Below are 24,069 nucleotides of genomic sequence, written 5' to 3'. Positions count from 1 at the left end.
AAAAACCGCCCTTCATGGGCGGTTTTTTATGAACGGCTATTTGAGGCGCGCCGATCAGCTAGGCCTCCTCCACTTCCCGCGTATCCCATCGCTGTGCCTTGATCGCCTTATAAAGCATGCCGATGGTCAGTGGCAGTTTGTTCCCCCGGCCCTTGGCCCTGCGCTTTTGAAACACATCGAACCCTTCAGGCTGGAAATAGCGGTAGGCGTCGTAGTCGATGAGCTCGATGGCGAACCGCTCCTCTAATGCCTCCATCAGGTGTCGGGCGTCCGCGCCATCGCAACCCAGGTCGAGATTGATCGCAGTGCCCAGGCGAATCGTCTTGCGTTCAGGCAGGCCGATTTCTTCATGGAGCAGTTCCATGAGCTGGCGCATGGTGTGATCGTCGGGGAAGTCTGGAGCGAGGTGCATGATGAAATGTCCAGAATAAAAGAGGTGCGTCTGTACCGGTGGAAAGTTTAGGGGGAAATCGTTGTCCGTTGGAAAAAGAAGAACGCTGCAATCAAGAAATCGCAGGCGTCGCGATTGCGGTTTTGACCGTCGCGAGGATTGGCGGGTCGTCGGGGAATTTCATGCATCCGCCCAGTAGTAGGGACAGCATCAGGACGGTAGGTAGGTTCAGTTTGTGCGACATGGTTATTTCCTTTTTCAAGCTGCGAACCGCGGGCGTCCTGCCGTTGGTGGGCCTGGCGCAAAGTGTTCATGGGTATCGCGAGTCGATTGCTGCCAGGCTCGCGAGCGATAAGGGTTTGGGTTCAGTCAGCCATCTGTTCAGGCATGCGTAGTGCGGCGGCCTCAAGGTCCATCAGTCCTCTGCCATAGGCTTCGCTGTTGGCGTAGATACCTGTGCGGTTGGCTGTCGCCAGCAGATGTTCGCGTATCTGCTGCGGGCTGAGTTGCGGATGAAGGCTTTGTAGCGCCGCCAGTGCGCCACTGACCAACGCGGCGGCGGGAGATGTGCCAGCAGTCTGCACGTAGCGGCCATCCTTGCCAACGGTGAGCAGGCCGGCCTGTGCACCGGCGTCGCCGCCGGGAACGGCGATACACCAGGCGGCCGCGACGCCGCAATAGTTGGATTTGCCATTGATGGCGCTGCCGTCGTTCTTCAACGCCACCACTGCGATCCAGCCTTTTTCCAGTTCTGGCAATGCGACTGGCAGTCCTGGCTCGGCCAGGGGCTCGCGCTTGAGTTCGTTACCGGTGGGGAAGACCAACACGGCGCCGTCCGCGACCAGTTTTCGAGCGACGGCCAGGGAGTCGGGCATCACCTGGTTGTAGCGCGCCTCATTGATCTCGGTGGCGGGAATGGCGTTGGCCCACGAGTTGTTGAACAGCCGGGCACCCTTGTCAAAACCACTTTGCCAGGACCGGGCGATTTCGCTGTCGAAGAAAAACGGCTCGTTGTCGTCGCCAAAGCGAAAGGGGATCAACCGCGCATTGAACGCGATGCCGTGCATGCCCCGGTCGTCCTTGTTGGCGGCGAGAATACCGGCCATCTGCGTGCCATGACCGATGCGGTCAACGGTGCCCGGACGGTCTTCGACATGGTCGAATCCAGGATCACCCAGTCTGCCCTCGAACTCCTTGAGGCTGGCGTTGAGCCCCGAGTCGATCAACGCCACGACAACATCCTGGCCAGTCCCGCCACGAGCGTAGAGCGCTGATGCCTTGACCACGGCCAAGCCTTGTTGAGCGTGATACTCCGGGGTTTCGAACTGGGTAGGATCCACGCCGGGTGGATCGGGGATGGTCAAGCAACCGGCGAGCAATGAGGCCGACGCGATCGTCAGCGCGCGTAGAGCGGAAAATGGGTGTGGCATGGTTCGTTCCTTGAAGAATTGAAATCGAGCGTCAGCCTTCCTGGCCTTGACGTACAGCATGAGTTGTCGGCGCACCTTACCGTGGTAGCGAAGTCGGGACGAGACATCAAATTGCCCGGATTTGTATCTGCTCGTGGCAAGGCAAAGGCGTTCGACGCTGTATCATCCAGTATCGTTTTTACCCCCGACCTTTTCTCGACTCGCCGCGTTGCCGCGCTAGGCTTTGGGCATCGCAGCAGTCAAAGGAGCGACCGCTTATGCACAGCACCCTGGAACAGGTTTTCGGTTACCCACAGTTTCGTCCCGGTCAGGAGGCGGCCATCGGTGCCGTACTGGCCGGTCGGTCGGCGGCGGCTATCTTCCCCACCGGCTCGGGCAAGTCCCTGTGTTATCAATTGCCGGCCCTGCTCTTGCCGCACCTGACCCTGGTGGTTTCGCCACTGCTGGCGTTGATGCAGGACCAGTTGGCGTTCCTCAAGCGCCACGGCATCGCGGCGGCCAGTATCGATTCGGCCCAGAGCCGTGAGGAAGCCAACGACACCATGGCGCGGGCCCGTTCGGGCGAGTTGAAGATCCTGATGATTTCCGTGGAGCGCCTGAAGAACGAGCGCTTTCGCAACTTCCTGCAGCAGGTGCCGATCTCGTTGCTGGTGGTGGACGAGGCCCACTGTATTTCGGAATGGGGGCATAACTTTCGACCTGACTACCTCAAGCTTCCCGATTATCAGCACCAGTTCAATATTCCCCAGGTATTGCTGCTGACGGCCACCGCCACACCCAAGGTCATCGCCGACATGCAGGCGAAATTCGCCATTGCCGCCGCCGATGTGGTGACGACCGGTTTCTACCGGCCGAACCTCAATCTGCTGGTCGAGCCCGTGCCGGGTGCTCACAAACGCGCACGTTTGGTGCAGTGGTTGGGCGAGCGTGCCGGGCAGCCGAGCATCGTCTACGTCACCTTGCAGCGAACCGCCGAGCAGATCGCCGAACACCTGGGCTGGAACGGTATCGAGGCCGAGGCCTATCACGCCGGTTTGCCCCATGAGCAACGCGAAGCCATCCAGCGGCGATTCATGGGGGGGCAATCCAATTGCATCGTCGCCACCATCGCTTTCGGCATGGGCATCGACAAGAGCGACATTCGCAACGTCGTGCATTTCGACCTGCCCAAGTCCATCGAAAACTACAGCCAGGAAATCGGCCGTGCCGGACGGGACGGACAGCCATCGGATTGCCTGGTGTTGGCCAACCGCGACAGCCTCAACGTGCTGGAGAACTTTGTGTATGGCGATACGCCGGAGCTCGCAGGTATTCGTTGCGTGCTCGACGAACTGAAGGCCGCCGCCCCCGATGGGCAATGGGAGTTCTTGCTGGGCCCGCTGGCGGACCAGAGCAACATCCGGCAACTGCCACTCAAGACGTTGTTGGTCCAGTTGGAGCTGCGCCGGCTGATCGCGTCGCGCTATGCCTATTTCGCGGAGTATCGCTTCAAGTTCCTGACCGAGCCGCACGAGCTGCTGGAGCGCTTCGAAGGTGAGCGCAGGGACTTCGTCGCGGCCATCATCCAGACATCCAGTCGCGCCCGGAGCTGGGCCACGGTGGATTTCGACGGGATGCACCGGCAGTACCAGGCTGAGCGTAATCGGGTGGTCAAGGCGCTGGATTATTTCCAGGAGAAGGGCTGGATCGAGCTGGAAAGCAAGCAGATGACCGAGGTGTACAGCGCGCTGGAAGCGGATCTGGATGTGCACGCCTTAAGTGCCGAGTTGCATGCCTATTTCACCCGGCACGAACACGGTGAAATCGCGCGGATCCACGCCATGCTCGAATTGTTCGCCACCGACCGTTGCCTGGGCCATCGCTTGGCGCAGTATTTCGGCGACGACAGTGCGCCCCACCCGTGTGGCCATTGTTCGGTGTGCCATGGGCATATCGCTCGCCTGCCGGAGCCGCCTGCGCTGCCGGCGCTTGTGGATAAAAACTTCGAGGCGCTGTGTGGCGAGTTTATCCACAAGCATGAGCAGCACAGCGGCAGCGTGCCGTCTGCCGAGCGCCTCACCCGCTTCCTGTGCGGGATCAGCGTGCCGCTGTTTACCCGATTGAAGGCGCGACAGATCCCTGGCTATGCGGCACTGGAAGCGTATCCATACGCGGAGGTTCGCCAGTGGACTCAAGCGCACCTGTGAGCTGCATCCATCCGCTGAATGCCCTTCATCACACGAATAAATTTCAAAAACATTCGGTGGCTGACTAAGGTGAAGGCTGTCTTCGGATCGCCAACAAGAGAGCCAACATGAGCCAGACACCTTTCGATATTCAGCGCGCCGCGGTAGTCGGTGCCGGCACCATGGGGCGGGGCATCGTGATGTGCCTGGCCAACGCCGGCGTAGCGGTGCAGTGGGTCGACAACAATCCGCAGATGCTCGAGCAGGCACTGGTTGCCGTGGCCGAGACCTATGCCCATGGTGTGCGCCAGGGCCGTATCGACCAGGGTGAGGCAGATGCGCGGATCGCCCGGGTGACACGGGCGGATGGTTACGCGGCGATCCGTGAGGTGGATCTGGTGATCGAAGCGGTCTACGAAAACCTGGCGCTCAAACAGACCATCTTTCGCGAGCTGGACGGCCTGCTCAAGCCAGAGGCCATCCTGGCGAGCAACACGTCAGCGCTGGACATCGATGCCATCGCCGCCGTCACCCGCAGGCCAGCCCAGGTCCTGGGCCTGCATTTCTTCAGTCCGGCGCACATCATGAAGCTGCTGGAGATCGTTCGCGGCGCACAAACCTCCAAAGCGGTGCTGGATGCGGCCCTGGTGCTGGGCCAGCGCATGGCCAAGGTCAGCGTGATATCGGGCAACTGCCATGGCTTCATCGGCAACCGGATGCTCCATCCTTATGTGCTGGAAGCGCGCAAGATGTTGCTGGAGGGGGCGTTCCCTCATCAGGTGGATGCGGCGTTGCAAGGCTTCGGTTTCGCCATGGGGCCGTTTCGCATGTACGACGTCGTTGGCATCGACCTGGAGTGGCGCGCCCGTGAGCTGGCGGGCAAGGGCCAGGATGCGCCCGAGGTGCAGGTGGACAATCGTCTGTGCGAGCTGGGGCGGTTCGGCCAGAAAAGCGGCAATGGGTATTATCACTACGAGCCGGGCAGTCGGCAGGCCGAGCATGATGTCGAGGTCGATGCGCTGGTGTTGCGGGTCAGTGAGGCGCTGGGTTTCCAGCGTCGCGAGATCGGCCCGGAGGAAATCCTCGAGCGCTGCTTGCTGGCGCTGGTCAACGAGGGGGCGAAGATCCTGCAGGAAGGCATTGCCGAGTCGGCCCACGCTATCGACCTGGTCTACCTCAACGGCTACGGCTTCCCTGTGGACAAGGGCGGGCCGATGGCCTGGGCTGACGGGCAGGGGCTGGAAGCCATCCACGCACGCCTGCTGGAACTCGAAACGAAGCAGGGCGACCAGTGGAAGCCCGCGCGTGTGATTGGCGAGCTGGCGGCGCAGGGCAAGGGATTCGCGCAGGCCTGAGCTCCATGCCACTCAAGACCATTGAACAACCGTAAAGGACAGCTGATGCCCCAACGCAACGAGTACCCACACTTGCAGCCCATCACCACGCGCTGGCACGACAACGATGTGTACGGTCACGTCAACAACGTCACCTACTACAGCTTTTTCGATACCGCTGTGAATGCCTACCTGATCGAAGTCGGCGGCCTGGATATCCATGATGGAGACGTGGTGGGATTCGTGGTGAGTTCGGCCTGCGACTACTTCGCCTCGATTGCCTTTCCAGACCGGATTGAAATCGGCCTGCGGGTTGGCAAGTTGGGCAGCAGTTCAGTGCAGTATGAGCTGGCGGTGTTCAAGGCGGGCGAGGAGGAGGCTTGTGCGGCGGGGCGTTTTGTTCACGTATTCGTGGATCGGGCATCGAATCGGCCGGTGGCGATTCCGGATCGGTTACGTGGGGCGTTGGAGCGGTTGGTGGTTTGAAGCAAAAAATCGCAGCCTCCTGCCAGCGCTGGGCGCTGTCGGAGGCTGCGATCTTCAACGGCTAGTATCGATCAACCGTTAGTCGCGGTAGTGGCGATGATGTTTTTTGCGGTGCCCGTAGGCATGGCCGCGACCTGGGTGGCCGTCACGGTAGTAGCGGCGATCACCACGGCGATCGTCATAACGACGGTCATCGTCATCGTCCTTGCCCATGTAGTTACCCAGGGCGCCACCCGCGCCACCGCCCGCCGCCGCACCGATCAGGCTGCCGGTGCTGCCACCGACGCTTCGGCCGACCACGTTACCGCCGGCCGCGCCCAGTGCGCCGCCGATCGCCGCTTCGCCGCGACTGTGTTTGTCTGCGCCGACCGCACTACCGCCCGCACCGCCCAGCGCCGCGCCGATAGTGGAACCGGTGTTGCCGCCCAGGGACTGGCCGACGACCGAACCCAAAACCCCGCCCAATGCGCCGCCCACACCTGCTTCGGCAGTACCACCGGCGCAAGCGATGCCACTGGCCAGGCTAAGGGACAACAAGAGAATGGAGGAGAACTTCATAGAGGAGCCTCAAAGGGATGACGGCGCGATCCTGAGGCTCGCTTCGCTTGCTTACAATCGAAATCCGACGAGTAACACGACTTGTGCACAATTCTCTAAGTTATTGTTTTACGGTCGGAACTTAACGGGAATTGGCCGGTCTTTAGCTACTTCGGACAGGCCGTTTCTAGGGAAAACGGCCTTTTTTGTGGGCGCTGGAAAGTACTCTGTAGCGAGGGGGTATCGCTGGGCTGCGACTCCCTTTGCTGCACAACCAAGCGGGAGCAAGCTCCCTCGCCACAAGACTGTGTCAGGCCGACTTGGCCAGGATCAGTCCATTCTCGCTCGCCGCTTCCAGGCGGATCGCGACGAATTTCGACGTCGGAGTGTGGCTGCCGTCGCCCGTGCTTTCCAGCGGAACCAGCGGATTCACTTCAGGGTAGTAGGCTGCAGCCTGCCCGGCCGGAATGTCGAAGGCCAGCAGGGTAAAGCCCTTGACCCGACGTTCGCGACCGTCATCCCAGAGCGAGACGATGTCGGCTTTCTGCCCTGGCTTGAAGCCCAGGCGAATGATGTCCGCTTCGTTGGCGAACAACACGTCACGCTGGCCCTTCACGCCGCGATAGCGGTCATCGAGGCCATAGATGGTGGTGTTGTACTGATCGTGGGAGCGCATGGACTGCATGATCAGGTCGGGCAACTGGCCGGTGGCGCGGGTGCGTTCATGCACAAGGTCGCTCGGCAGCAGATTGGGCTTGAAGTTGGCGCGGCCCGACGGGGTGTTCCAGCGTCGCGCGCCAGCGCTGTTGCCCAGATAGAATCCACCAGGATTTTTCAGCTTTTCGTTGAAGTCCTTGAAGCCGGGGATGGTATCGGCGATCAGGTCGCGGATGCGACTGTAGTCGGCCACCAGCCAGTTCCAGTCCACCGGACGGCTACCCAGCGTGGCGGCGGCGATGCCGGCGATGATCCACGGTTCGGAACGCATCTGGTTCGATAGCGGCTGCAACTGGCCGTATGAGGCATGCACCATGCTGAAGGAGTCTTCCACGGTCACTGCTTGCGCGCCTTCGGTTTGCAGGTCGATGTCGGTGCGGCCCAGGCACGGCAGGATCAGCGCGTCCTTGCCGTGAGCCAGGTGGCTGCGGTTGAGCTTGGTGCTGATCTGCACCGTCAGGTCGCAATTGGCCAAGGCTTGGAAGGTCCGATGGCTGTCCGGCGTGGCTTGGGCGAAGTTGCCGCCCAGGGCGATGAATACCTTCGCCTGGCCGTCGGCCATGGCGTGGATCGCCTCGACCACGTTGTGGCCGTTTTCCCGCGGTACCTTGAACTGGAAGCGCCGCTCCAGCGCGTCGAGGAATGCCGCCGGTGGACGTTCGTTGATGCCCATGGTCCGGTCGCCCTGCACGTTGCTGTGGCCGCGAACCGGGCACAGGCCTGCGCCTGGCCGGCCAATGTTGCCGCGCAGCATCATCACGTTGGCGATTTCCTGGATGGTCGCCACCGAATGACGGTGCTGGGTGATGCCCATCGCCCAGCACATGATCACGTTCTCGCTTTTGGCGTACATGCGCGCCGCCTGCTCGATTTCGACCAGGGTCAAGCCCGATTGCTCGACGATCTGTTCCCATGGCGTATCGTCGACCGCCGCCAGGTAATCCAGCACGTTGGTACTGTGTTCATTGAGGAACGCATGGTCGAACACCGCCGCCGCGCCGCTGTTCTGCGCCTCTCGCTCCCATTGCAGCAGGAACTTGGCCATGCCGCGCAAGATCGCCATGTCGCCACCCAGGGCCGGGCGGAAATACGCGGTATTGGTTGGCTTATCACCGTTGGTGAGCATTTCGAGCGGATGTTGCGGATGCTGGAAACGCTCCAGGCCACGCTCCTTGAGCGGATTGATGCACACCACTTGGGCGCCGCGCTTCACTGCTTCACGCAGCGGTTCGAGCATCCTTGGATGGTTGGTGCCAGGGTTCTGGCCCCAGACGAAAATCGCGTCGGCGTGCTCGAAGTCATCGAACGTCACCGTGCCCTTGCCCACGCCCACGCTCTGGGCCAAGGCTACGCCACTGGCTTCGTGGCACATGTTCGAGCAGTCGGGGAAGTTGTTGGTGCCGTAGGCGCGCACGAACAGTTGATACAGATAGGCCGCTTCGTTGCTGGCCCGGCCCGACGTATAGAACTCGGCCTGGCTGGGGCTGGACAGCCCTTGCAGGTGTTTGCCGACCAGGGCGAACGCCGCTTCCCAACTGATGGGCTTGTAGCGGTCGGTCTCGGCGTCGTAGCGCATGGGTTCGGTCAGGCGGCCCTGATACTCGAGCCAGTAATCGCTCTGCTCCAGCAGCGAGGTCACGCTGTGCTTGGCGAAAAATGCACCGTCGACGCGGCGCTTGGTGGCTTCCCAGTTGACGGCCTTGGCGCCGTTCTCGCAGAACTTGACCATACCGCTTTCGGGAGAGTCGCCCCAGGCGCAGCCAGGGCAGTCAAAACCGCCATTCTGGTTGGTCTTGAGCATCATGCGGATGTTTTTCAGCGCGTTGTCGCTGGTCAACCAGGCCTGAGCGACACTGATCAGCGCACCCCAACCACCGGCCGGGCCCTTGTAGGGTTTGTAGCGCGGTACGGGTTTCTGGTCGGCTTGTTGATGATTGCTCACGCTTGTTTCTCCATCGCAGGGCTGTAGACCCGCGGCGCACTTTTTTGCGGCAGGTGGATGAGGTTGAGGTTGTGTTGGCGGGCCCACTGCACGGCGAGGCCCGTGGGCGACGACAGGCTGACCAGGGTCTGGATGCCGGCGCGCAGTACTTTCTGGATCAGTTCGAGGCTGCAACGGCTGGTGACGATCGCCACGCCACCGGCCAACGGGACCTGTTGCCGGATCAACGCGCCGATCAGCTTGTCGAGGGCGTTGTGCCGGCCAATGTCTTCGCGGCCCAGCAGCAATTCACCCCGGGCGTTCATGAACAACGCCGCATGTACCGCGCCGCAATGTTGTCCCAGGGGCTGGAACTGGCTGATACGGTCACGCAGGCCATCGAGCCATTGCGCCGCAGGCAGTGGTGCGCCGGGCAGCACCTTGAGGTTTGGCAAGGCCTGTTCCACCGCTTCCACGCCGCACAATCCGCAGCCACTGGTGCCCGCCAACTGCCGGCGTTGCTGCTTGAGGTTCCAGAAGGCGCGGTTGGCGATGGTCACCTGGGCATAGTGCGCGGCACCGGTGCCGCTCAGTTGCAGGTCATAGATGTCCGATGAATCTTCAATGATGCCGCTGCCGAGGCTGAAACCGACGATGAAGTCTTCCAGGTCGGTGGGAGTGACCAGCATGACTGCCTGGCTGATGCCGTTATAGGCAATCGCCAGCGCCACTTCCTCGGCCAGCGCGGTGCTGTCCGATTGGGAGTGGTCCAGATTGCAGTAGCCATAGCTCTGGCTGGCGACCGGCGTGGATGTTTCCATCGCTGGCGCTGGACTGACCGGAGACTTGTCGTTCATGGGCATCACTGAAAGTAGGAATAGTGTTAAGACTAAATGCGGCAATCTGCCACGTCTAATCGCTATTACTGATCTTCCAATAGATGACGTCGATCAAGAAGTCGTCGCTGATTTCTGATAAAGGGCGAAACAGGCCTCGGCCAACGCCGAGCGAGGGGCGCCGCGTCGCATGATCAGGCCCAGCGAGACCAGTGTTTGCGCGCTTTCAATGGGCTGGATGCGCAAGTCTTCGGTCAGCACGTCCAGGCCGCTGTCCAGGGGCATCACCGCGCAACACAGGCCGCCGTGCACAGCTTGTAACAATTGGTGCACCGCGTCGGTTTGCAACAGTGGCTGGGGGGTCAGGCCCCGGCTGTGGAAGTTATGGTCGATGGACTGGCGAAAATGCATGCCGCTGGTGAGCATGCCCAGGGGCAGTTCGATCAGGGCTTCCCAAGTCAGCGGTTGTTCACCGAAAAAGAAATAACGCTGGTCGTAAAGCAGGCCCATGCGGGTGGGGCTGAAGGGCAGGGCCTCGAAACGTTCGTTGTCCAGGCGTTCCAGGTAGGAAACGCCAAGGTCGATGCGGTTGTTCGCCAACTGTTCGAGGATGCGTTCGGAGCTCAGGGACGACAATTCGAAACGCAGGCTGGGGTGCTCGGTGTGCAAGCGCTGCATCATCGCCAGCGGGTCGAAGTCCGACAACGGCACCACGCCCAGGCGCAGCGTACCCACCAGGTTGCCCCGACAGGCCGCCGCTTCGGCCTGCAGCCCGTCATAGGCCGCCAGCACCGTGCGCGCCCAGGCCAGCACCCGTTCTCCTGGCGCGGTGAAACCTTCAAAGCGCTGGCCGCGGTTGACCAGCGGCAGGTCGAGTTCTTCTTCCAGGCTGCGCAGGCGCATCGACAGGGTCGGCTGGGTGATATGGCAGCGTGCGGCGGCCTGGCCGAAGTGACGGGTTTCGTCCAGCGCGATGAGAAATTTCAGCTGCTTGATGTCCATCTTCGCTCCAGGGCGCGGGAAGATCCGGATTCTAGCGCTTGCGCGTGGCGGGGTCATTGGTCGGCTGGGAACCGGGTTCGTCCCGCCTGGTCTAGTCTTTGCGTCTGGACACTTAAATCAAGGAGCGTGTGCCATGAGTATCTTTAGCTTTGTGAAGGAAGCCGGTGAAAAGCTGATCGACCTGCTGACCCCCGGCAATGCCAATGCCAGCGAACAACTGAAAGAGCACATTGAAAAGGTCGGCCTGGGCAATCCGAACGTTCAGGCCACCGTCGAGGGCGACAAAGTCATCGTCACCGGTGAAGTCGCGAGCCAGGAAGAGAAGGAAAAGATCCTGCTGGCGGTGGGCAACATCGCCGGCGTCGGCAGTGTCGACGACCAGATTACCGTGACTGGCCCGGTGGCCAAGGCGGCGCGTTTCGTGACGGTGAAGAAGGGCGACACCCTCAGCGCCATCGCCAAAGCCGAATACGGCGACGCGAACAAGTACAACAAAATCTTTGAGGCCAACAAGCCAATGTTGTCGCATCCGGACAAGATCTATCCGGGGCAGGTGTTGCGTATCCCTGAGTGATATCCGGCTGTGGAGAGGGGATTTATCCCCGTTGGGCTGTGCGACAGCCCTAAAACCAAGCAACTCGGTGTGCCAGACAGATTAAGTTGGTTGGTTTGGGGCCTCTTCGCGGCCCAACGGGGATAAATCCCCTCGCCACAACGGCTTCATAGTCCGACAAGTAGGTCTCGGTAATCCCCCAACGCCTCGAACTCCCCCGTATCTTTCGGCCCCTTGCGACTGTCCGGCTCGCTGACCGCCAACAGGTGCGCCACGCCGAAGTCCCGGGCGCTGCGCAGCACCGGCAGGGTGTCGTCGATGAACAGGCTGCGGGCCGGGTCGAAATTCAGGTCGGCTTGCAGCGCGTCCCAGAATTGCGGATTTTCCTTGGGGAAACCGTAGTCGTGGGAACTGATCAAACGCTCGAAGTAGGGGGCCAGTTCGATGCGTTCCAGCTTCAGGGACAACGAGTCGCGGTGGGCATTGGTGATCATCACCACGCGTTTGCCGGCTCGCTGGATAGCCGCCAGGAACGTATCGGCGTCCGGGCGCAAGGCGATCAAGTGGGCGGTTTCCAACTTCAGTTCGCGTACCGGCAACTTCAGCTCAGTACTCCAGAAATCCAGGCAATACCACTGCAACTGGCCAGCGTTGCGCTCGAACAGGGGTTGTAGTTCCATCTCGGCCATCGCCCGGCTCACGCCATGCAGTTCGGCGTAGCGCTGGGGCAGGTGTTCGAGCCAGAAATGGTTGTCGTAATGCAGGTCCAGCAGGGTGCCGTCCATGTCCAGCAGAACCGTATCGATCTCATGCCAGGGCAGCGAGGCCATAAAACTTCTCCAGCGGTAATCGGATATCCGACACAAACAATCAGAATAGGCCGGGTATAGTAGCCTGCTATCGCCAAGGGAGCCGTTTATGCGCCAGAAACCCACCATACTTGATCGCCGGATCGTCGCTACCAGCCGCCTGTTCTGTGTGGAAGAACTGAAATTGCGGTTTTCCAACGGTGTGGAGCGTACCTATGAACGGCTGGCGAGTAACGGTGCGGGCTACGGCGCGGTGATGATCGTGGCGATGCTCGACGCCGACCACGCGGTGCTGGTGGAAGAGTATTGCGGTGGCACCGATGCCTACGAACTGTCCCTGCCCAAGGGCTTGATCGAGCCAGGGGAAGACGTGCTGGCGGCGGCTGAGCGGGAGCTCAAGGAAGAAGCCGGTTTCGGTGCGCGACAGTTGGAACATCTGACCGAGTTGTCGCTGTCCCCTGGCTACATGAGCCAGAAGATCCAGGTGGTGCTGGCTACCGATCTGTATGAAGAAAGGCTGGAGGGCGACGAGCCTGAGCCGATGGGTGTGGACAAGGTCAACCTGCGTGAGCTCTCGGCCCTGGCGCAGAACCCGCAATTCACCGAGGGCCGGGCCTTGGCGGCGCTGTACCTGGCCCGTGACCTGCTGGCCCAGCGTGGAGCGTTTCTGTCATGACTTTCCCTCATTCGTTGATGGCTCCCGTAGTGGAGCTGGCGCTCCAGGCCGGTGAAGCGATCCTGCCTTTCTGGCGCGCCAACGTTCAGGTCAACCATAAGGCCGACGAGTCGCCGGTGACTGCCGCGGACATGGCGGCTCATGATGTGATCGTGGCTGGATTGACGGCGCTGGCCCCGGATATTCCGATCCTCTCCGAAGAGGACGCCAATATCGCCCAAAGCGTACGCGCCGGCTGGCAACGCTGGTGGCTGGTGGACCCGTTGGACGGCACCAAGGAGTTCATCTCCGGCAGCGAGGAGTTCACCGTCAATATCGCCTTGGTGGAACAGGGCCGCGTGGTGTTCGGTGTGGTGTCGATGCCGACCAATGGACGCTTTTACGTCGGCGGCGTAGGGTTGGGTGCCTGGCGTGGCGACAAGGGCGGTGTGCCTTTGCCTATCGCGGTTCGTGATGCATTGGCGCCGGGCGAAACGTTCACCGTGGTCGCCAGTCGCCGGCATACCAGCCCGGCGCAGGAACGCCTGCTGGAGGGCTTGAGCGAGAGCCTGGGCGAACTGCAACTGACCAGTATTGGCAGTTCGTTGAAGTTTTGCCTGGTGGCCGAAGGCGCGGCGGATTGTTATCCCCGGCTGGCGCCGACCTCCCAGTGGGACACCGCCGCCGCCCAGGGTGTGCTGGAGGGCGCGGGTGGCGAGGTGTTGGACTTGAGCGGCGAGCCGTTCTGCTATCCGCCGCGTGAATCGCTGTTGAATGCGTCGTTCCTGGCGTTGCCGGCGAAAGCGCCGTGGCGGGGCAAGTTACTGGAACTGGCCCGTTCCTGAACCGTACCTGCTTTCCTGTGGCGAGGGAGCAAGCTCCCTCGCCACAGGGGGCTGCGTTGCTTTAGCGGTGCAATACGTACTGCCCCTCAAACTGCACTGCCACGTCCTCGCTCCCGCTGTTCAACACTTGCGTCTGCAACGCCAGCCGCGCCCGGCCATAGCGCCGATACGTGGCCAGGAAGCGTTTCCACAGTTTTTCCTCGGGCGCATCGCAAACGACTGTCGCATCGCGGGTCACTGGCAGCGGATAGCTGATCTGCCCTTCCTGAATCACGATATGCCCGTCTTCGATGCCTTCCTCACGCAGGGCCAGATGCAGCCAGCCCCAGCCACCCAGTACGGCGCCGCAATACAGGCTGCCACCGAACATGGTGCTCTTGTGGTTGACGTTGGCCGCCAGCGGCAAGGACAGACGCAGTCGCCGGGCCTGCCAATCGAGCACCTTGAGGCCCATGTCCCGGGTCAAGGGGATGTCGTGGTGCAGGATCGATTCCAGGTAACGGCTGTCGCGGTTCATTGCGGGGCCTCTTGCTTGACGGGGAAATGACGATAATTCAATCGGACTCATCGGCCGAACCCTGGCTGCTGTCGCCGAAGGTCAGGCCATGCTTGCGCAACTTGTCGTGCAGGGTCTTGCGGGGAATGCCCAGGGCTTCGGCCAGGCTGCGCACCGAGCTGTGGGGGCGCGCCAGTTCGGCGGCGATCAGGGTTTTCTCGAAATTTTCCACCTGCTCGCTCAAGCCGCCACTGACCAGTTCCACCGGTGCGCCGGGGCTGCCGTCTGGCGCGCTGTTGTCCAGGGCCAGTTCCAGTCCCAGGGCAAAACGTTCGGCGGCGTTCTGCAGTTCCCGGACATTGCCGGGCCAGCTGTGGCGCAGCAGCAACGCCCGTTGCGCCGGCTGCAATTCGTGGGGTGGCAGGCCATGGCGAGCACTGGCTTCGTTGGCGAAATGCTGGAACAACATGAGCGCATCCTCGCCCCGTTCGCGCAACGGCGGTATGCGCAGCGGCGCGACGTTCAGGCGGTAATACAGGTCGGCGCGAAAACGCCCCTGGTCGGCGGCCTGGCGCAGGTCTTCCTTGGTCGCGGCGATGACGCGGATATCCAGCGGGATCTGTTGATTGCCTCCCAGTCGTTCCACCATGCGCTCTTGCAGCAGGCGCAGCAGCTTGACCTGGACATCCAGGCTCATGCTTTCGATTTCATCCAGAAACAGCGTGCCACCGTTGGCGAACTCGAACTTGCCGATACGGCGTTTCTGCGCGCCGGTAAAAGCACCGGGCTCGTGGCCGAACAGCTCGCTTTCCACCACCGACTCAGCCAGGGCTCCGGCGTTGATCGCCACGAAGGGGCCATTGCGTCGGCTAGAGAGGTCGTGCAAGGCACGGGCGACCACTTCCTTGCCCGCGCCGGTTTCACCGAGGATCAACACGTCGGCGCGGGTGGCGGCCAGTGCGCCGATCTGCTCGCGCAGGCGCAGAATGGGTGTCGATTGGCCGACCAGGCGGGCGCTGAGTTCATGGCGATCGCTCAGGGCCAGGCGCAGGCTGCGGTTGTCCAGCACCAGGCGGCGCAAGGCCAGGGCGCGGCGTACGCTGTCGAGCAGATGATCGCTGGCGAAAGGTTTTTCCAGGAAGTCGTAGGCCCCGGCGCGCATTGCTTGCACCGCCAGGGGCACGTCGCCGTGGCCGGTGATCAGCAGCACCGGCAGTTCCGGATCCTGGGCGTGGAGCTCGCCCAGCAGTTCGAGGCCGTCCATGCCCGGCATGCGAATATCACTGACTACCACGCCCGGCCAGTCACGGGACAGTTGCCCGGCCACGCCCTTGGCTTCGGCCAGGGGCAGGATTTTCAGGCCGGCCAGGTCGAGGGTCTGGCTCAAGGCCTGACGCAGGTGGGGATCGTCATCAATCAGCACCACCTCAATCCGGTTATCGATGGTCATACACTTCGGTCCTCGGACGGTTGCAGGCTCACCCCGGGCGCGCCGGCGCGCAGCTTCAGGGTGATCAGGGCGCCGCCTTCCTTGTGGTTGGCGAACGACAGTTCGCCGCCGAAGGCGCGCATCAGGGTGTCGCAGATCGCCAGCCCCAGGCCAAGGCCCTGGGTGCGCGTCTTGGTGGTGTAGAAGGGCTCGCCGGCGCGGCCCAGGGCTTCCATGCAAAACCCCGGGCCGTTATCGCGGATGTACAGGTTGACGCCGGTGTCGGTGGCTTGGGCACTGAGCCAGAGTTTGCGTGGCGGGCCTTTCTCGGTGAGCGCATCGAGGGCGTTGGCCAGCAAGTTGCCGAGCACCTGGCGCAGGCGGGTTTCACCGGCTTCGACCCACAGCGTGGCGGCCGGCAAGTCGCGGATCAGTTCCACTTCCATGCTGCGCCGGCGTTTGGCGAGCAGCGCCAGGGCATCGTCCAGCGCCGGTTGCAGGGCGACGCTTTCCGGGGCATGGCGATCGCGGCGGGCAAAGGCGCGCAAGTGGGCAATTATCGATGCCATGCGCCCGGTCAGTTCGCTGATCAGCTTGAGGTTGCCGCGGGCATCCTCGGTGCGTTGGTGGTCGAGCAATATCTCGGCGTTTTCCGCGTAGCTGCGAATCGCCGCCAGCGGCTGGTTGAGTTCGTGGCTGATGCTCGCCGACATGGTGCCCAGGGCCGACAGCTTGCCGGCTTGCACCAGGTCGTCCTGGGCACGGACCAACTCCTGCTGGGCCTGTTCGCGCTCCAGCACCTCCTGGCGCAGTCGCCGATTCAGGCCTTCCAGGTCGCTGGTTCGTTCGGCCACCCGGCCTTCCAGCTCGTGACGGGCCTTGGCTTCGAAGGCGATCCGATCCAGATAATGGCGCCGGCGTTGCATCATCAAGCCGAGCAACAGCATCAAGACCAGCAATGCCGCGCCACCGATGGCGACCACGGTGCGCACCGGACGGTCGATCAGCGTACGCGGGGCGAGGATGCTCACGCTCCAGCCGGTTTCTTCGATGGATTGGGTCTGGGTCAGCCAGGCGTTGGCGTCCAGGTTCAGTGGCTTGGGGTCGCGGGTCGGATAAGGCTGTACCGCGCTGATGGCCTTGCGCTCGTCGTCACCCAGCGGCCGGGTCGCGCGAAATCGCCATTCCTGGCGCGACGTGAGGATGACCACGCCATTGTGGTCGGTCACCAGCAACTGTTCCGGGGTCTTGCCCCACAGGCTTTCGGTGTGGTCGAGGTCGACCTTGACCACCAGCACGCCGATGACTTTTTCGCGGTCGTGCACGGCGGCGGCGAAGAAATAACCGCGCTTGGCCGACGTGGTGCCCAAGCCGAAGAAGCGCCCCAGGCGCCCGGCCATGGCTTCGATGAAGTACGGACGGAAGGCGAAGTTGCGTCCGACGAAACTGTCGTGCTTGTCCCAGTTCGACGCCGCCAGGGTCTTGCCGGTGGGGTCCATCAGGTACATGACTTCGGCGCCGGTCTGGGCGCTGATGTTTTTCAACAGCCGGTTGGCGTTGCCTTGGGTCACGCCGTCGTCCGGGGCCGACAAGGCGGCGCGCAAGGCCGGCAGGTCGCCGAGAATCTGTGGCAGCACCTCATAGCGGTGCAGCGTGCCCAACAGGTTGGCGACGTAAAGGTCCAGGGTCTGGCGGTTCTGCCCAGCCAGTTCACTGCGGTAATAACGTTCGGCCAGATGCTCCAACGGCCACAGCAACGGCGCCAGGCACAGCGCGAGCAAAGCCAGGCTGCGCCAACGGGGTCTGCGGGGAAGGGTGGAATTCATGAGCATCGGGCGCCTGTGGTGACAGGCGTATTATGCCTAGTTGCCTCGCAAATACTATTTGTAAGGCCTTACCAAGCTTGTCCGGCAAGACACTGCTGCAACGCGTCTCGCCAGTCGGGTTGGCTCACTGCCCATTCCTTGAGCAGGCGGCTGCAGTTCAGGCGCGAGTTCAGCGGTCGAGGGGCCGGCGTCGGGTAAGCGCTGGACGCAATGGGCTCCAGCACTGCACAGGGCTTGTGTCGTTCGAGCAGGTTTTCGCCGATGGCCTGGGCGAAACCGAACCAGGATGTCTCGCCCCGTGCCGTGAGGTGATAGGTGCCCCACGCTCCGAGTTGACCGGCCTGCCAGCGCTCGATCAGTTGGGCGGTGCTGTCGGCAATGGTGCCCGCCCAGGTCGGTGCGCCAATCTGATCGGCCACCACCCGCAGCTGCGGTTTTTCCTGCAACAGGCGTTGCATGGTCAGCAGGAAATTACGTCCCTCGGTGGAGTACACCCAACTCGTGCGCAGGATCAGGTGCTGGCCGCCAGCCTGGCGGATGGCATTTTCGCCGGCCAGTTTGCTGCGCCCGTAGACACTCAGCGGGTTGGGCGTGTCGTCCTCTGTGTAGGGGGCGGGCTTGAGGCCATCGAAGACGTAGTCGGTGGAGTAGTGAATCAACGGGATACCCAGGTCGAGCGCTGCCTGCGCCAGAATGCCCGGGGCCGTGGCATTGATGGCAAACGCCCGCTCCGGTTCGCTCTCGGCCTGGTCGACGGCCGTGTGAGCGGCGGCATTGATGATCAGGCCCGGCGTCAGGGCCTCGATGGGCGCGAGCAGGGAGTCCGGCTGCGCCAGATCGAGCTGCTCGCTGCCGCGTACGAGCAACTCACCCATGCCGCTCAGGCGCGACTGGAGTGCCCGGGAAACCTGGCCATTGCGGCCGACGATCAGGATGCGCAGGGGGGTATTCATGGGAACAGGTCTGCCTCGTGCAAGGCCTTGCCGTTCTGGTCCTTGGCCGAGAGGATCGGCGCGCCTTCCAGCTCCCAATCGATGGCCAGTTGCGGGTCGTCCCAGCGAATGCAGCGCTCGGCCGAGGGGGCGTAGTAATCGGTGGTCTTGTAGAGGAAGTCTGCCGATTCGCTCAGCACGACGAAGCCGTGGGCAAACCCTGGTGGCACCCACAGTTGTCGATGGTTCTGCGCCGTCAGGCGAACGCTGACCCATTGGCCGAAGGTCGGCGAGCTGCGGCGAATGTCCACCGCGATATCCAGCACCTCCCCGGCAGTGACGCGTACGAGTTTCCCTTGGGCCTGTTCGATCTGATAGTGCAGGCCCCGCAACACGCCCCGGGTGGAGCGTGAGTGGTTGTCCTGGACGAATGGCAAGGTGCAGCCGGTCGCCTCGGCAAACGCCCGGGCATTGAAGCTTTCATAGAAAAACCCCCGATCGTCACCGAAGACTTTCGGTTCGATGATCAGGATGTCCGGCAGACGGGTGGCGATGACGTTCAACGTGTTTCTCCGGCGATCTTGAACAAGTACTGGCCGTAGCCGGTCTTGCCAAAATATTGGGCGCGCTCAAGGATATGCTCGCGGCTGACCCAACCTTGCTGGTAGGCAATTTCTTCCAGGCACGCCACTTTCAGGCCTTGGCGATGTTCGATGGTCTGCACGTACTGCGAGGCTTCCAGCAGGCTGTCGTGGGTGCCGGTGTCCAGCCAGGCGAAACCGCGGCCGAAGCGCTCGACGTGCAGGTCGCCGCGTTGCAGGTAGGCATTGTTGACGTCGGTGATTTCCAGTTCGCCGCGTTTGGATGGCTTGATGCCCTTGGCGATCTCGATCACGTCGTTGTCGTAGAAGTACAGGCCGGTCACCGCGTAGCTGGATTTAGGCGCGGTGGGTTTTTCTTCGATGGACATCGCCCGCCCTTCCGAGTCGAAGTCGATCACGCCAAATCGCTCGGGGTCCTTGACCCAGTAGCCGAACACTGTCGCGCCACTTGGCCGGTTGATGGCCGTCTGCAATTGCTCGCCGAAATACTGACCATGGAAAATGTTGTCGCCCAGGATCAGGCACACCGAGTCGCTGCCAATGAACTGTTCGCCGATCAGGAACGCTTGGGCCAAGCCATCGGGCGACGGCTGCTCGGCATAGCTGAATTGCACGCCAAACTGCTGGCCTTCGCCCAACAGGTTGCGGTATTGCGGCAGATCCTGAGGGGTGGAAATGATCAGGATGTCCTTGATGCCCGCGAGCATCAGCACCGAGATCGGATAATAAATCATCGGTTTGTCATAAATCGGCAAGAGCTGCTTTGAAACCCCGAGGGTAATCGGGTGCAGGCGGGTGCCGGAGCCGCCGGCCAGGACAATGCCTTTCATCATGCAATTGCATCCTTATTGTCGAGCGAGCCCAGGCGCTCGCCTTGATAGCTGCCGTCCTGGACACGTTGGCACCACACCAGGTTTTCGAGGTACCACTGCACAGTCTTGCGCAACCCGGTCTCGAAGGTTTCCCGAGGTGTCCAACCCAGCTCCCGTTCGATCTTGCTGGCGTCGATGGCGTAGCGCAGGTCGTGGCCGGGGCGATCCTGGACGAAGCTGATCAGGTCGGCATAGTGCTCGACGCCTTCGGGTTTGCGTGGCGCCAGCTCTTCCAGCAGCGCGCAGATGCTGCGCACCACGTCGATGTTTTTCTGCTCGTTGTGCCCGCCAATGTTGTACGTCTCGCCGACCTCACCCTGGGTGACGACTTTGAGTAGCGCCCGGGCATGGTCTTCGACGAACAGCCAGTCGCGCACTTGCTGGCCATTGCCATAGACCGGCAGCGGTTTACCGGCCAGCGCGTTGAGAATCACCAGGGGAATCAACTTCTCGGGGAAGTGAAACGGCCCGTAGTTGTTCGAGCAGTTGGTCAACAGCACAGGCAAGCCGTAGGTGCGCTGCCAGGCGCGGACCAGGTGGTCGGACGCCGCCTTGCTCGCCGAATACGGTGAGCTTGGGGCGTAGGCGGTGGTTTCGGTGAACAGGTCATCCACGCCGTGCAAGTCGCCATACACTTCGTCGGTGGAGATGTGATGGAAGCGAAATGCGCGTTTCTGCGGCTCGGCCAGGGCCTGCCAATACGCGCGGGTGGCTTCCAGCAGGCTGTAGGTGCCCACGATGTTGGTCTGGATGAAGTCTGCCGGGCCATCGATGGAGCGGTCTACATGGGATTCGGCCGCCAGGTGCATGACGGCCTCAGGCTTGAATCGCGCAAGCACCGCACTGACGGTCGCTTGATCGACAATGTCGGCCTGGACGAATTCGTAGCGGCTGTCGTGATCGATGCTGCTCAGCGATTCGAGATTGCCAGCGTACGTCAGCTTGTCGAGGTTCAGGACCTGGTGCTCGGTATCGAGAATCAAGTGCCGTATGAGCGCCGAGCCGATGAAGCCAGCACCGCCAGTGATGAGAATGCGCATCCGGTTAAGCCTTTTTCCGTGGGACGACAAAGCATAGGAGCATAGCTTGTCGGCATGGCGGGAGCGGCGCAAGCGAATATCCCTTGGACACACCCTCCCCACACGGCGTCTCAGGAGGGCTGTGCATATTTTTGAACAGAGGGGTTGCTTATCCTCAGACTCAGTGGCGAGATAGGCATCCGAACAAAACCACCTCAGGGGTCCTTGTATGCCATTCGCTACGTTGGTTCACCGTGCCAGTTTGCCAAGCCCACAGATCAGCGCCGAGCAAGCGCTGGTGCTGTTGCGCTCGAATTACGGACTCAGCGGCGACCTGCGACCCCTTGGCAGTAACCAGGACCTCAACTACCGCGTCGACAGCGAACGCGGGCGCTTTGTGTTGAAAATTTGCCACGGTGACTACGCTGTCCCAGAAATACAGGCCCAACACGCTGCCCTCAAGCAGTTGGCCGGACACGACGCGGTGAAAGTCCCGCAGGTGATTTGCGCCAGCAATGGGCAGGACCTGCTGACACTGGACGTCAACGGCCAAGCGATTCACATGCGCCTGCTGGAGTACATCGACGGCCAGTCCCTCACGCAGCTCAAGCATCTGACACCCGAGCTTGTAACGGGCCTGGGCCGCCTGTGCGCGGAAATGGACCTGGCCCTGGCGTCATTCGACCACCCTGGCCTGGAGCGCACCCTGCAGTGGGACGCGCGCCACGCCCCGGCCCTGGTCGAGTACTTGTTGCCTGTCATCGCGGATGAACAACGGCGCCATCTGGTCGCCGAGGTCGCGCAACAGGCCGAGCGGCGCTTGCAACCGCTCAAGGCCAGCCTGCCGGTGCAGGCGATTCACATGGACATCACCGATGACAACGTGGTCTGGCAGCGCGATGCCCAGCGCCAGTGGCAATTGCAGGGCGTCATCGATTTCGGCGACCTGGTCCGTACCTGGCGCATCACTGACTTGTCGGTAACGTGCGCGGCCCTGCTGCATCACGCCGATGGCGATCCGTTTTTCATCTTGCCGGCGATCAAGGCCTACCACGCGGTCAACCCCTTGCAGCGCCAGGAACTGTTGGCGCTGTGGCCACTGATCGTGGCGCGCGCCGCGGTGCTGGTGCTCAGCGGTGAACAGCAGGTTTCCATCGACCCAGACAACCAATACAGCCGCGATAACCTGGCCCATGAGTGGGAGATTTTCCGAGTGGCTCACTCGGTGCCCTTCGAACTGATGGAAGCGGCGATTCTCACCGCCGTCGGCCACAGCCTGCCGGCCATTGCCAGCGAGGGCTTTGCGCCGCTGTTGCCGACCCTGGTTGGGCGTGAGTTCGCCCTGATCGACCTGGGTGTGCTGAGCCCGCATTTCGAGGCCGGCAATTGGGAGCAGTCGGGGATCGACCAGCGTCTGCTGGACGAAGCTGCCGGGCTTCACGGCCTGGCCGCCAGCCGCTATGGGCAATACCGTTTATCTCGCACCCGGCCGGACAGCGCCGTCGAACCCGATACTTATCCATTGCACGTGGCGTTGAGTGTGCCCCAGGGCACGCCGCTCGAATCACCGTTCGCCGGGGTTGTGCACAAGGCCGCCGATGGCATGTTGCAATTGGACAGCGCACAGCTGAGCGTGCGCTTGTGGGGCGTGACGTCGCCGCTGCATTCCGGGGCGGCACTGGTCAAGGGGCAGGTGCTGGGTGAAGTGACGGGGCCGTTGCAGGTCCAGTTGTGCCGGGGCGCCCAAGTGAATCCGCCGTTGTTCTGCACCCCCTCCAGGGCTCTGGCCTGGCAGGCGCTTTGCCCTTCGCCGGCGGTGCTGCTGGGGCTGGCCTGCGATGCCGAGCCGGAGGTTGATCCCGAGGCACTGCTGGCCCGCCGCGATGCGAGCTTCGCCCGCTCGCAGAAACACTATTACGTCGATCCGCCGCGCATCGAGCGTGGCTGGCGCAACCACCTGATCGACATGCAGGGTCGCTCGTATCTGGACATGCTCAACAACGTCGCCGTGCTGGGCCATGGCCATCCACGCATGGCGGCGGTGGCTGCCCGGCAATGGTCGCTGCTCAATACCAACTCGCGTTTCCACTATGCGGCGATCGCCGAGTTTTCCGAACGCCTGCTGGCGCTGTCGCCGTCCAACATGGACCGGGTGTTCCTGGTCAACAGCGGCACCGAGGCCAATGACCTGGCGATCCGCCTGGCCTGGGCCTACAGCGGCGGACGGGACATGCTCAGTGTGCTGGAGGCCTATCACGGCTGGTCGGTGGCCGCCGATGCGGTGTCGACGTCCATCGCCGATAACCCCCAGGCCCTGAGCAGCCGCCCGGACTGGGTGCACCCGGTGACCGCCCCGAACACCTATCGCGGCGAGTTCCGCGGTCCCGACAGTGCGCCGGACTACGTGCGCAGCGTCGAGCACAACCTGGCTAAAATTGCCGAGAGCAAGCGTCAGCTCGCCGGCTTCATCTGCGAACCGGTGTACGGCAACGCCGGTGGGATCGCACTGCCGCCCGGTTACCTGAAGCAGGTCTACGCGATGGTGCGCGAGCGCGGTGGGGTCTGTATCGCCGATGAGGTGCAGGTCGGTTACGGGCGCATGGGCGAGTTTTTCTGGGGCTTCGAAGAGCAAGGCGTGGTGCCGGACATCATCACCATGGCCAAGGGCATGGGCAACGGCCAGCCGCTGGGTGCGGTCATCACCCGCCGGGAAATCGCCGAGGCGCTGGAAGCCGAGGGGTACTTCTTCTCGTCGGCCGGTGGCAGCCCGGTCAGTTGCCAGATCGGCATGGCGGTGCTGGATGTCATGGAAGAAGACAATCTCTGGGAGAACGCCCGGGTGGTTGGCGGGCATTTCAAGGCTCGACTGGAAGCCTTGATCGACCAGTATCCATTGGTCGGTGCGGTGCATGGTTCCGGCTTCTACCTGGGTGTGGAACTGATCCGTGATCGCGAGACCCTGGAACCGGCCACTGAAGAAACCATGGCGCTGTGCAATCGCCTGCGAGAGTTGGGGATCTTCATGCAACCGACTGGCGATTATCTGAACATCCTCAAGATCAAACCGCCGATGGTGACCACGCGTCAGAGTGTGGATTTCTTTGTCGATATGCTGGCGAAGGTATTGGACGAGGGGCTGTAATCGAACTGGAGCGTCAAGCTGTTTCCCTGTGGGAGCGAGCTTGCTCGCGATGAGGGTGTCCAAGCCAGTA

The 24,069-nt window shown here is 62.3% G+C and carries 22 protein-coding genes; 7 read left to right on the top strand and 15 right to left on the bottom strand.

Features of this window, described 5'->3' with window-relative positions:
- Positions 1-58: 58 nt before the first annotated feature.
- From BT125_RS18800 to BT125_RS18795, 3 genes are read right to left on the bottom strand one after another with little or no spacing between them, the layout of a single operon-like run.
- Positions 59-412: a DUF1493 family protein gene (locus BT125_RS18800; RefSeq protein ID WP_072409188.1), complete on the bottom strand. Its 354-nt coding sequence runs from the start codon at positions 410-412 to the stop codon at positions 59-61.
- Between the two features lie 47 nt (positions 413-459).
- Complete coding sequence (locus tag BT125_RS28970) at positions 460-705, bottom strand: hypothetical protein (protein WP_139271758.1); 246 nt, start codon at positions 703-705, stop codon at positions 460-462.
- A 51-nt stretch (positions 706-756) separates the two neighbouring features.
- Entirely contained in the window at positions 757-1,821 is a 1,065-nt protein-coding gene (locus tag BT125_RS18795) for a S8 family peptidase (RefSeq protein ID WP_072409186.1), read from the bottom strand.
- Between the two features lie 257 nt (positions 1,822-2,078).
- Between BT125_RS18795 and BT125_RS18790 the strand changes: the two genes are divergently transcribed.
- From BT125_RS18790 to BT125_RS18780, 3 genes are all read left to right on the top strand, one after another.
- A complete protein-coding gene (locus tag BT125_RS18790) occupies positions 2,079-4,007 on the top strand; it encodes a RecQ family ATP-dependent DNA helicase (protein ID WP_072409184.1) in 1,929 nt (642 codons plus the stop codon).
- Between the two features lie 107 nt (positions 4,008-4,114).
- Entirely contained in the window at positions 4,115-5,341 is a 1,227-nt protein-coding gene (locus BT125_RS18785; protein ID WP_072409182.1) for a 3-hydroxyacyl-CoA dehydrogenase, read from the top strand.
- Positions 5,342-5,386: 45 nt separating this feature from the next.
- A complete protein-coding gene (locus BT125_RS18780) occupies positions 5,387-5,806 on the top strand; it encodes an acyl-CoA thioesterase (RefSeq protein ID WP_072409180.1) in 420 nt (139 codons plus the stop codon).
- Between the two features lie 78 nt (positions 5,807-5,884).
- Here the strand turns inward: BT125_RS18780 and BT125_RS18775 are convergent, their stop codons facing one another.
- From BT125_RS18775 to BT125_RS18760, 4 genes are all read right to left on the bottom strand, one after another.
- Entirely contained in the window at positions 5,885-6,364 is a 480-nt protein-coding gene (locus BT125_RS18775; RefSeq protein ID WP_072409178.1) for a glycine zipper domain-containing protein, read from the bottom strand.
- A gap of 289 nt (positions 6,365-6,653) precedes the next feature.
- Positions 6,654-9,002 (bottom strand): FdhF/YdeP family oxidoreductase, encoded by a 2,349-nt coding sequence (locus tag BT125_RS18770; protein ID WP_072409177.1) that lies wholly within the window; start codon positions 9,000-9,002, stop codon positions 6,654-6,656.
- Positions 8,999-9,838 carry a formate dehydrogenase accessory sulfurtransferase FdhD gene (gene fdhD, locus BT125_RS18765; RefSeq protein ID WP_072409175.1) on the bottom strand — a complete coding sequence of 280 codons (840 nt, stop codon included), beginning with the start codon at positions 9,836-9,838 and terminating at the stop codon, positions 8,999-9,001. The genes BT125_RS18770 and fdhD overlap by 4 nt, the downstream gene beginning before the upstream one ends.
- Positions 9,839-9,931: 93 nt before the next feature.
- Entirely contained in the window at positions 9,932-10,819 is an 888-nt protein-coding gene (locus BT125_RS18760) for a LysR family transcriptional regulator (RefSeq protein WP_072409173.1), read from the bottom strand.
- 133 nt (positions 10,820-10,952) lie between these two features.
- On the opposite strand from BT125_RS18760, the gene lysM reads away from it, so the two are divergent.
- Entirely contained in the window at positions 10,953-11,393 is a 441-nt protein-coding gene (gene lysM, locus BT125_RS18755; RefSeq protein WP_072409171.1) for a peptidoglycan-binding protein LysM, read from the top strand.
- A gap of 146 nt (positions 11,394-11,539) precedes the next feature.
- Here lysM and yrfG read toward each other — a convergent pair whose 3' ends face one another.
- The gene (gene yrfG / locus BT125_RS18750; protein ID WP_072409169.1) at positions 11,540-12,202 is read right to left on the bottom strand and encodes a GMP/IMP nucleotidase; all 663 of its coding nucleotides are present in this window, start codon (positions 12,200-12,202) and stop codon (positions 11,540-11,542) included.
- Between the two features lie 88 nt (positions 12,203-12,290).
- Here yrfG and nudE point away from each other — a divergent pair, with 88 nt between their 5' ends.
- Both nudE and cysQ read left to right on the top strand, forming a co-directional pair.
- Positions 12,291-12,857 (top strand): ADP compounds hydrolase NudE, encoded by a 567-nt coding sequence (nudE, locus tag BT125_RS18745; RefSeq protein WP_060739656.1) that lies wholly within the window; start codon positions 12,291-12,293, stop codon positions 12,855-12,857.
- On the top strand, positions 12,854-13,681 hold the full coding sequence (cysQ, locus tag BT125_RS18740; RefSeq protein WP_072409167.1) for a 3'(2'),5'-bisphosphate nucleotidase CysQ: 828 nt from the start codon (positions 12,854-12,856) through the stop codon (positions 13,679-13,681). The genes nudE and cysQ overlap by 4 nt, the downstream gene beginning before the upstream one ends.
- 61 nt (positions 13,682-13,742) lie before the next feature.
- On the opposite strand, the gene BT125_RS18735 is transcribed toward cysQ, so the two are convergent.
- The 7 genes from BT125_RS18735 to rfbB all read right to left on the bottom strand — a co-directional run bounded on the left by BT125_RS18735 (position 13,743) and on the right by rfbB (position 20,878).
- The gene (locus tag BT125_RS18735; RefSeq protein WP_072409165.1) at positions 13,743-14,198 is read right to left on the bottom strand and encodes a YiiD C-terminal domain-containing protein; all 456 of its coding nucleotides are present in this window, start codon (positions 14,196-14,198) and stop codon (positions 13,743-13,745) included.
- 37 nt (positions 14,199-14,235) lie between these two features.
- Positions 14,236-15,627, bottom strand: a complete 1,392-nt coding sequence (locus tag BT125_RS18730; protein ID WP_072409163.1) for a sigma-54-dependent transcriptional regulator — start codon at positions 15,625-15,627, stop codon at positions 14,236-14,238.
- Complete coding sequence (locus BT125_RS18725; protein ID WP_072409322.1) at positions 15,624-17,432, bottom strand: sensor histidine kinase; 1,809 nt, start codon at positions 17,430-17,432, stop codon at positions 15,624-15,626. Before BT125_RS18725 ends, BT125_RS18730 begins: the two co-directional genes overlap by 4 nt.
- Before the next feature lie 68 nt (positions 17,433-17,500).
- The gene (gene rfbD, locus BT125_RS18720) at positions 17,501-18,385 is read right to left on the bottom strand and encodes a dTDP-4-dehydrorhamnose reductase (protein WP_072409161.1); all 885 of its coding nucleotides are present in this window, start codon (positions 18,383-18,385) and stop codon (positions 17,501-17,503) included.
- A complete protein-coding gene (gene rfbC, locus BT125_RS18715) occupies positions 18,382-18,927 on the bottom strand; it encodes a dTDP-4-dehydrorhamnose 3,5-epimerase (RefSeq protein WP_072409159.1) in 546 nt (181 codons plus the stop codon). The genes rfbD and rfbC overlap by 4 nt, the downstream gene beginning before the upstream one ends.
- Positions 18,924-19,799 (bottom strand): glucose-1-phosphate thymidylyltransferase RfbA, encoded by an 876-nt coding sequence (gene rfbA, locus BT125_RS18710; protein WP_072409157.1) that lies wholly within the window; start codon positions 19,797-19,799, stop codon positions 18,924-18,926. Before rfbA ends, rfbC begins: the two co-directional genes overlap by 4 nt.
- Complete coding sequence (gene rfbB, locus BT125_RS18705; RefSeq protein ID WP_072409155.1) at positions 19,796-20,878, bottom strand: dTDP-glucose 4,6-dehydratase; 1,083 nt, start codon at positions 20,876-20,878, stop codon at positions 19,796-19,798. The genes rfbA and rfbB overlap by 4 nt, the downstream gene beginning before the upstream one ends.
- Positions 20,879-21,086: 208 nt before the next feature.
- On the opposite strand from rfbB, the gene BT125_RS18700 reads away from it, so the two are divergent.
- Complete coding sequence (locus BT125_RS18700; RefSeq protein ID WP_072409153.1) at positions 21,087-23,999, top strand: aminotransferase; 2,913 nt, start codon at positions 21,087-21,089, stop codon at positions 23,997-23,999.
- Positions 24,000-24,069: the final 70 nt, after the last annotated feature.

It is taken from the genome of Pseudomonas sp. NFACC04-2, assembly GCF_900119265.1.
Lineage (GTDB): Bacteria > Pseudomonadota > Gammaproteobacteria > Pseudomonadales > Pseudomonadaceae > Aquipseudomonas > Aquipseudomonas fluorescens_AA.
The sequence above is the reverse complement of the archived record's forward strand: the minus strand, read 5'-3'. Positions and strand labels throughout refer to the sequence as shown.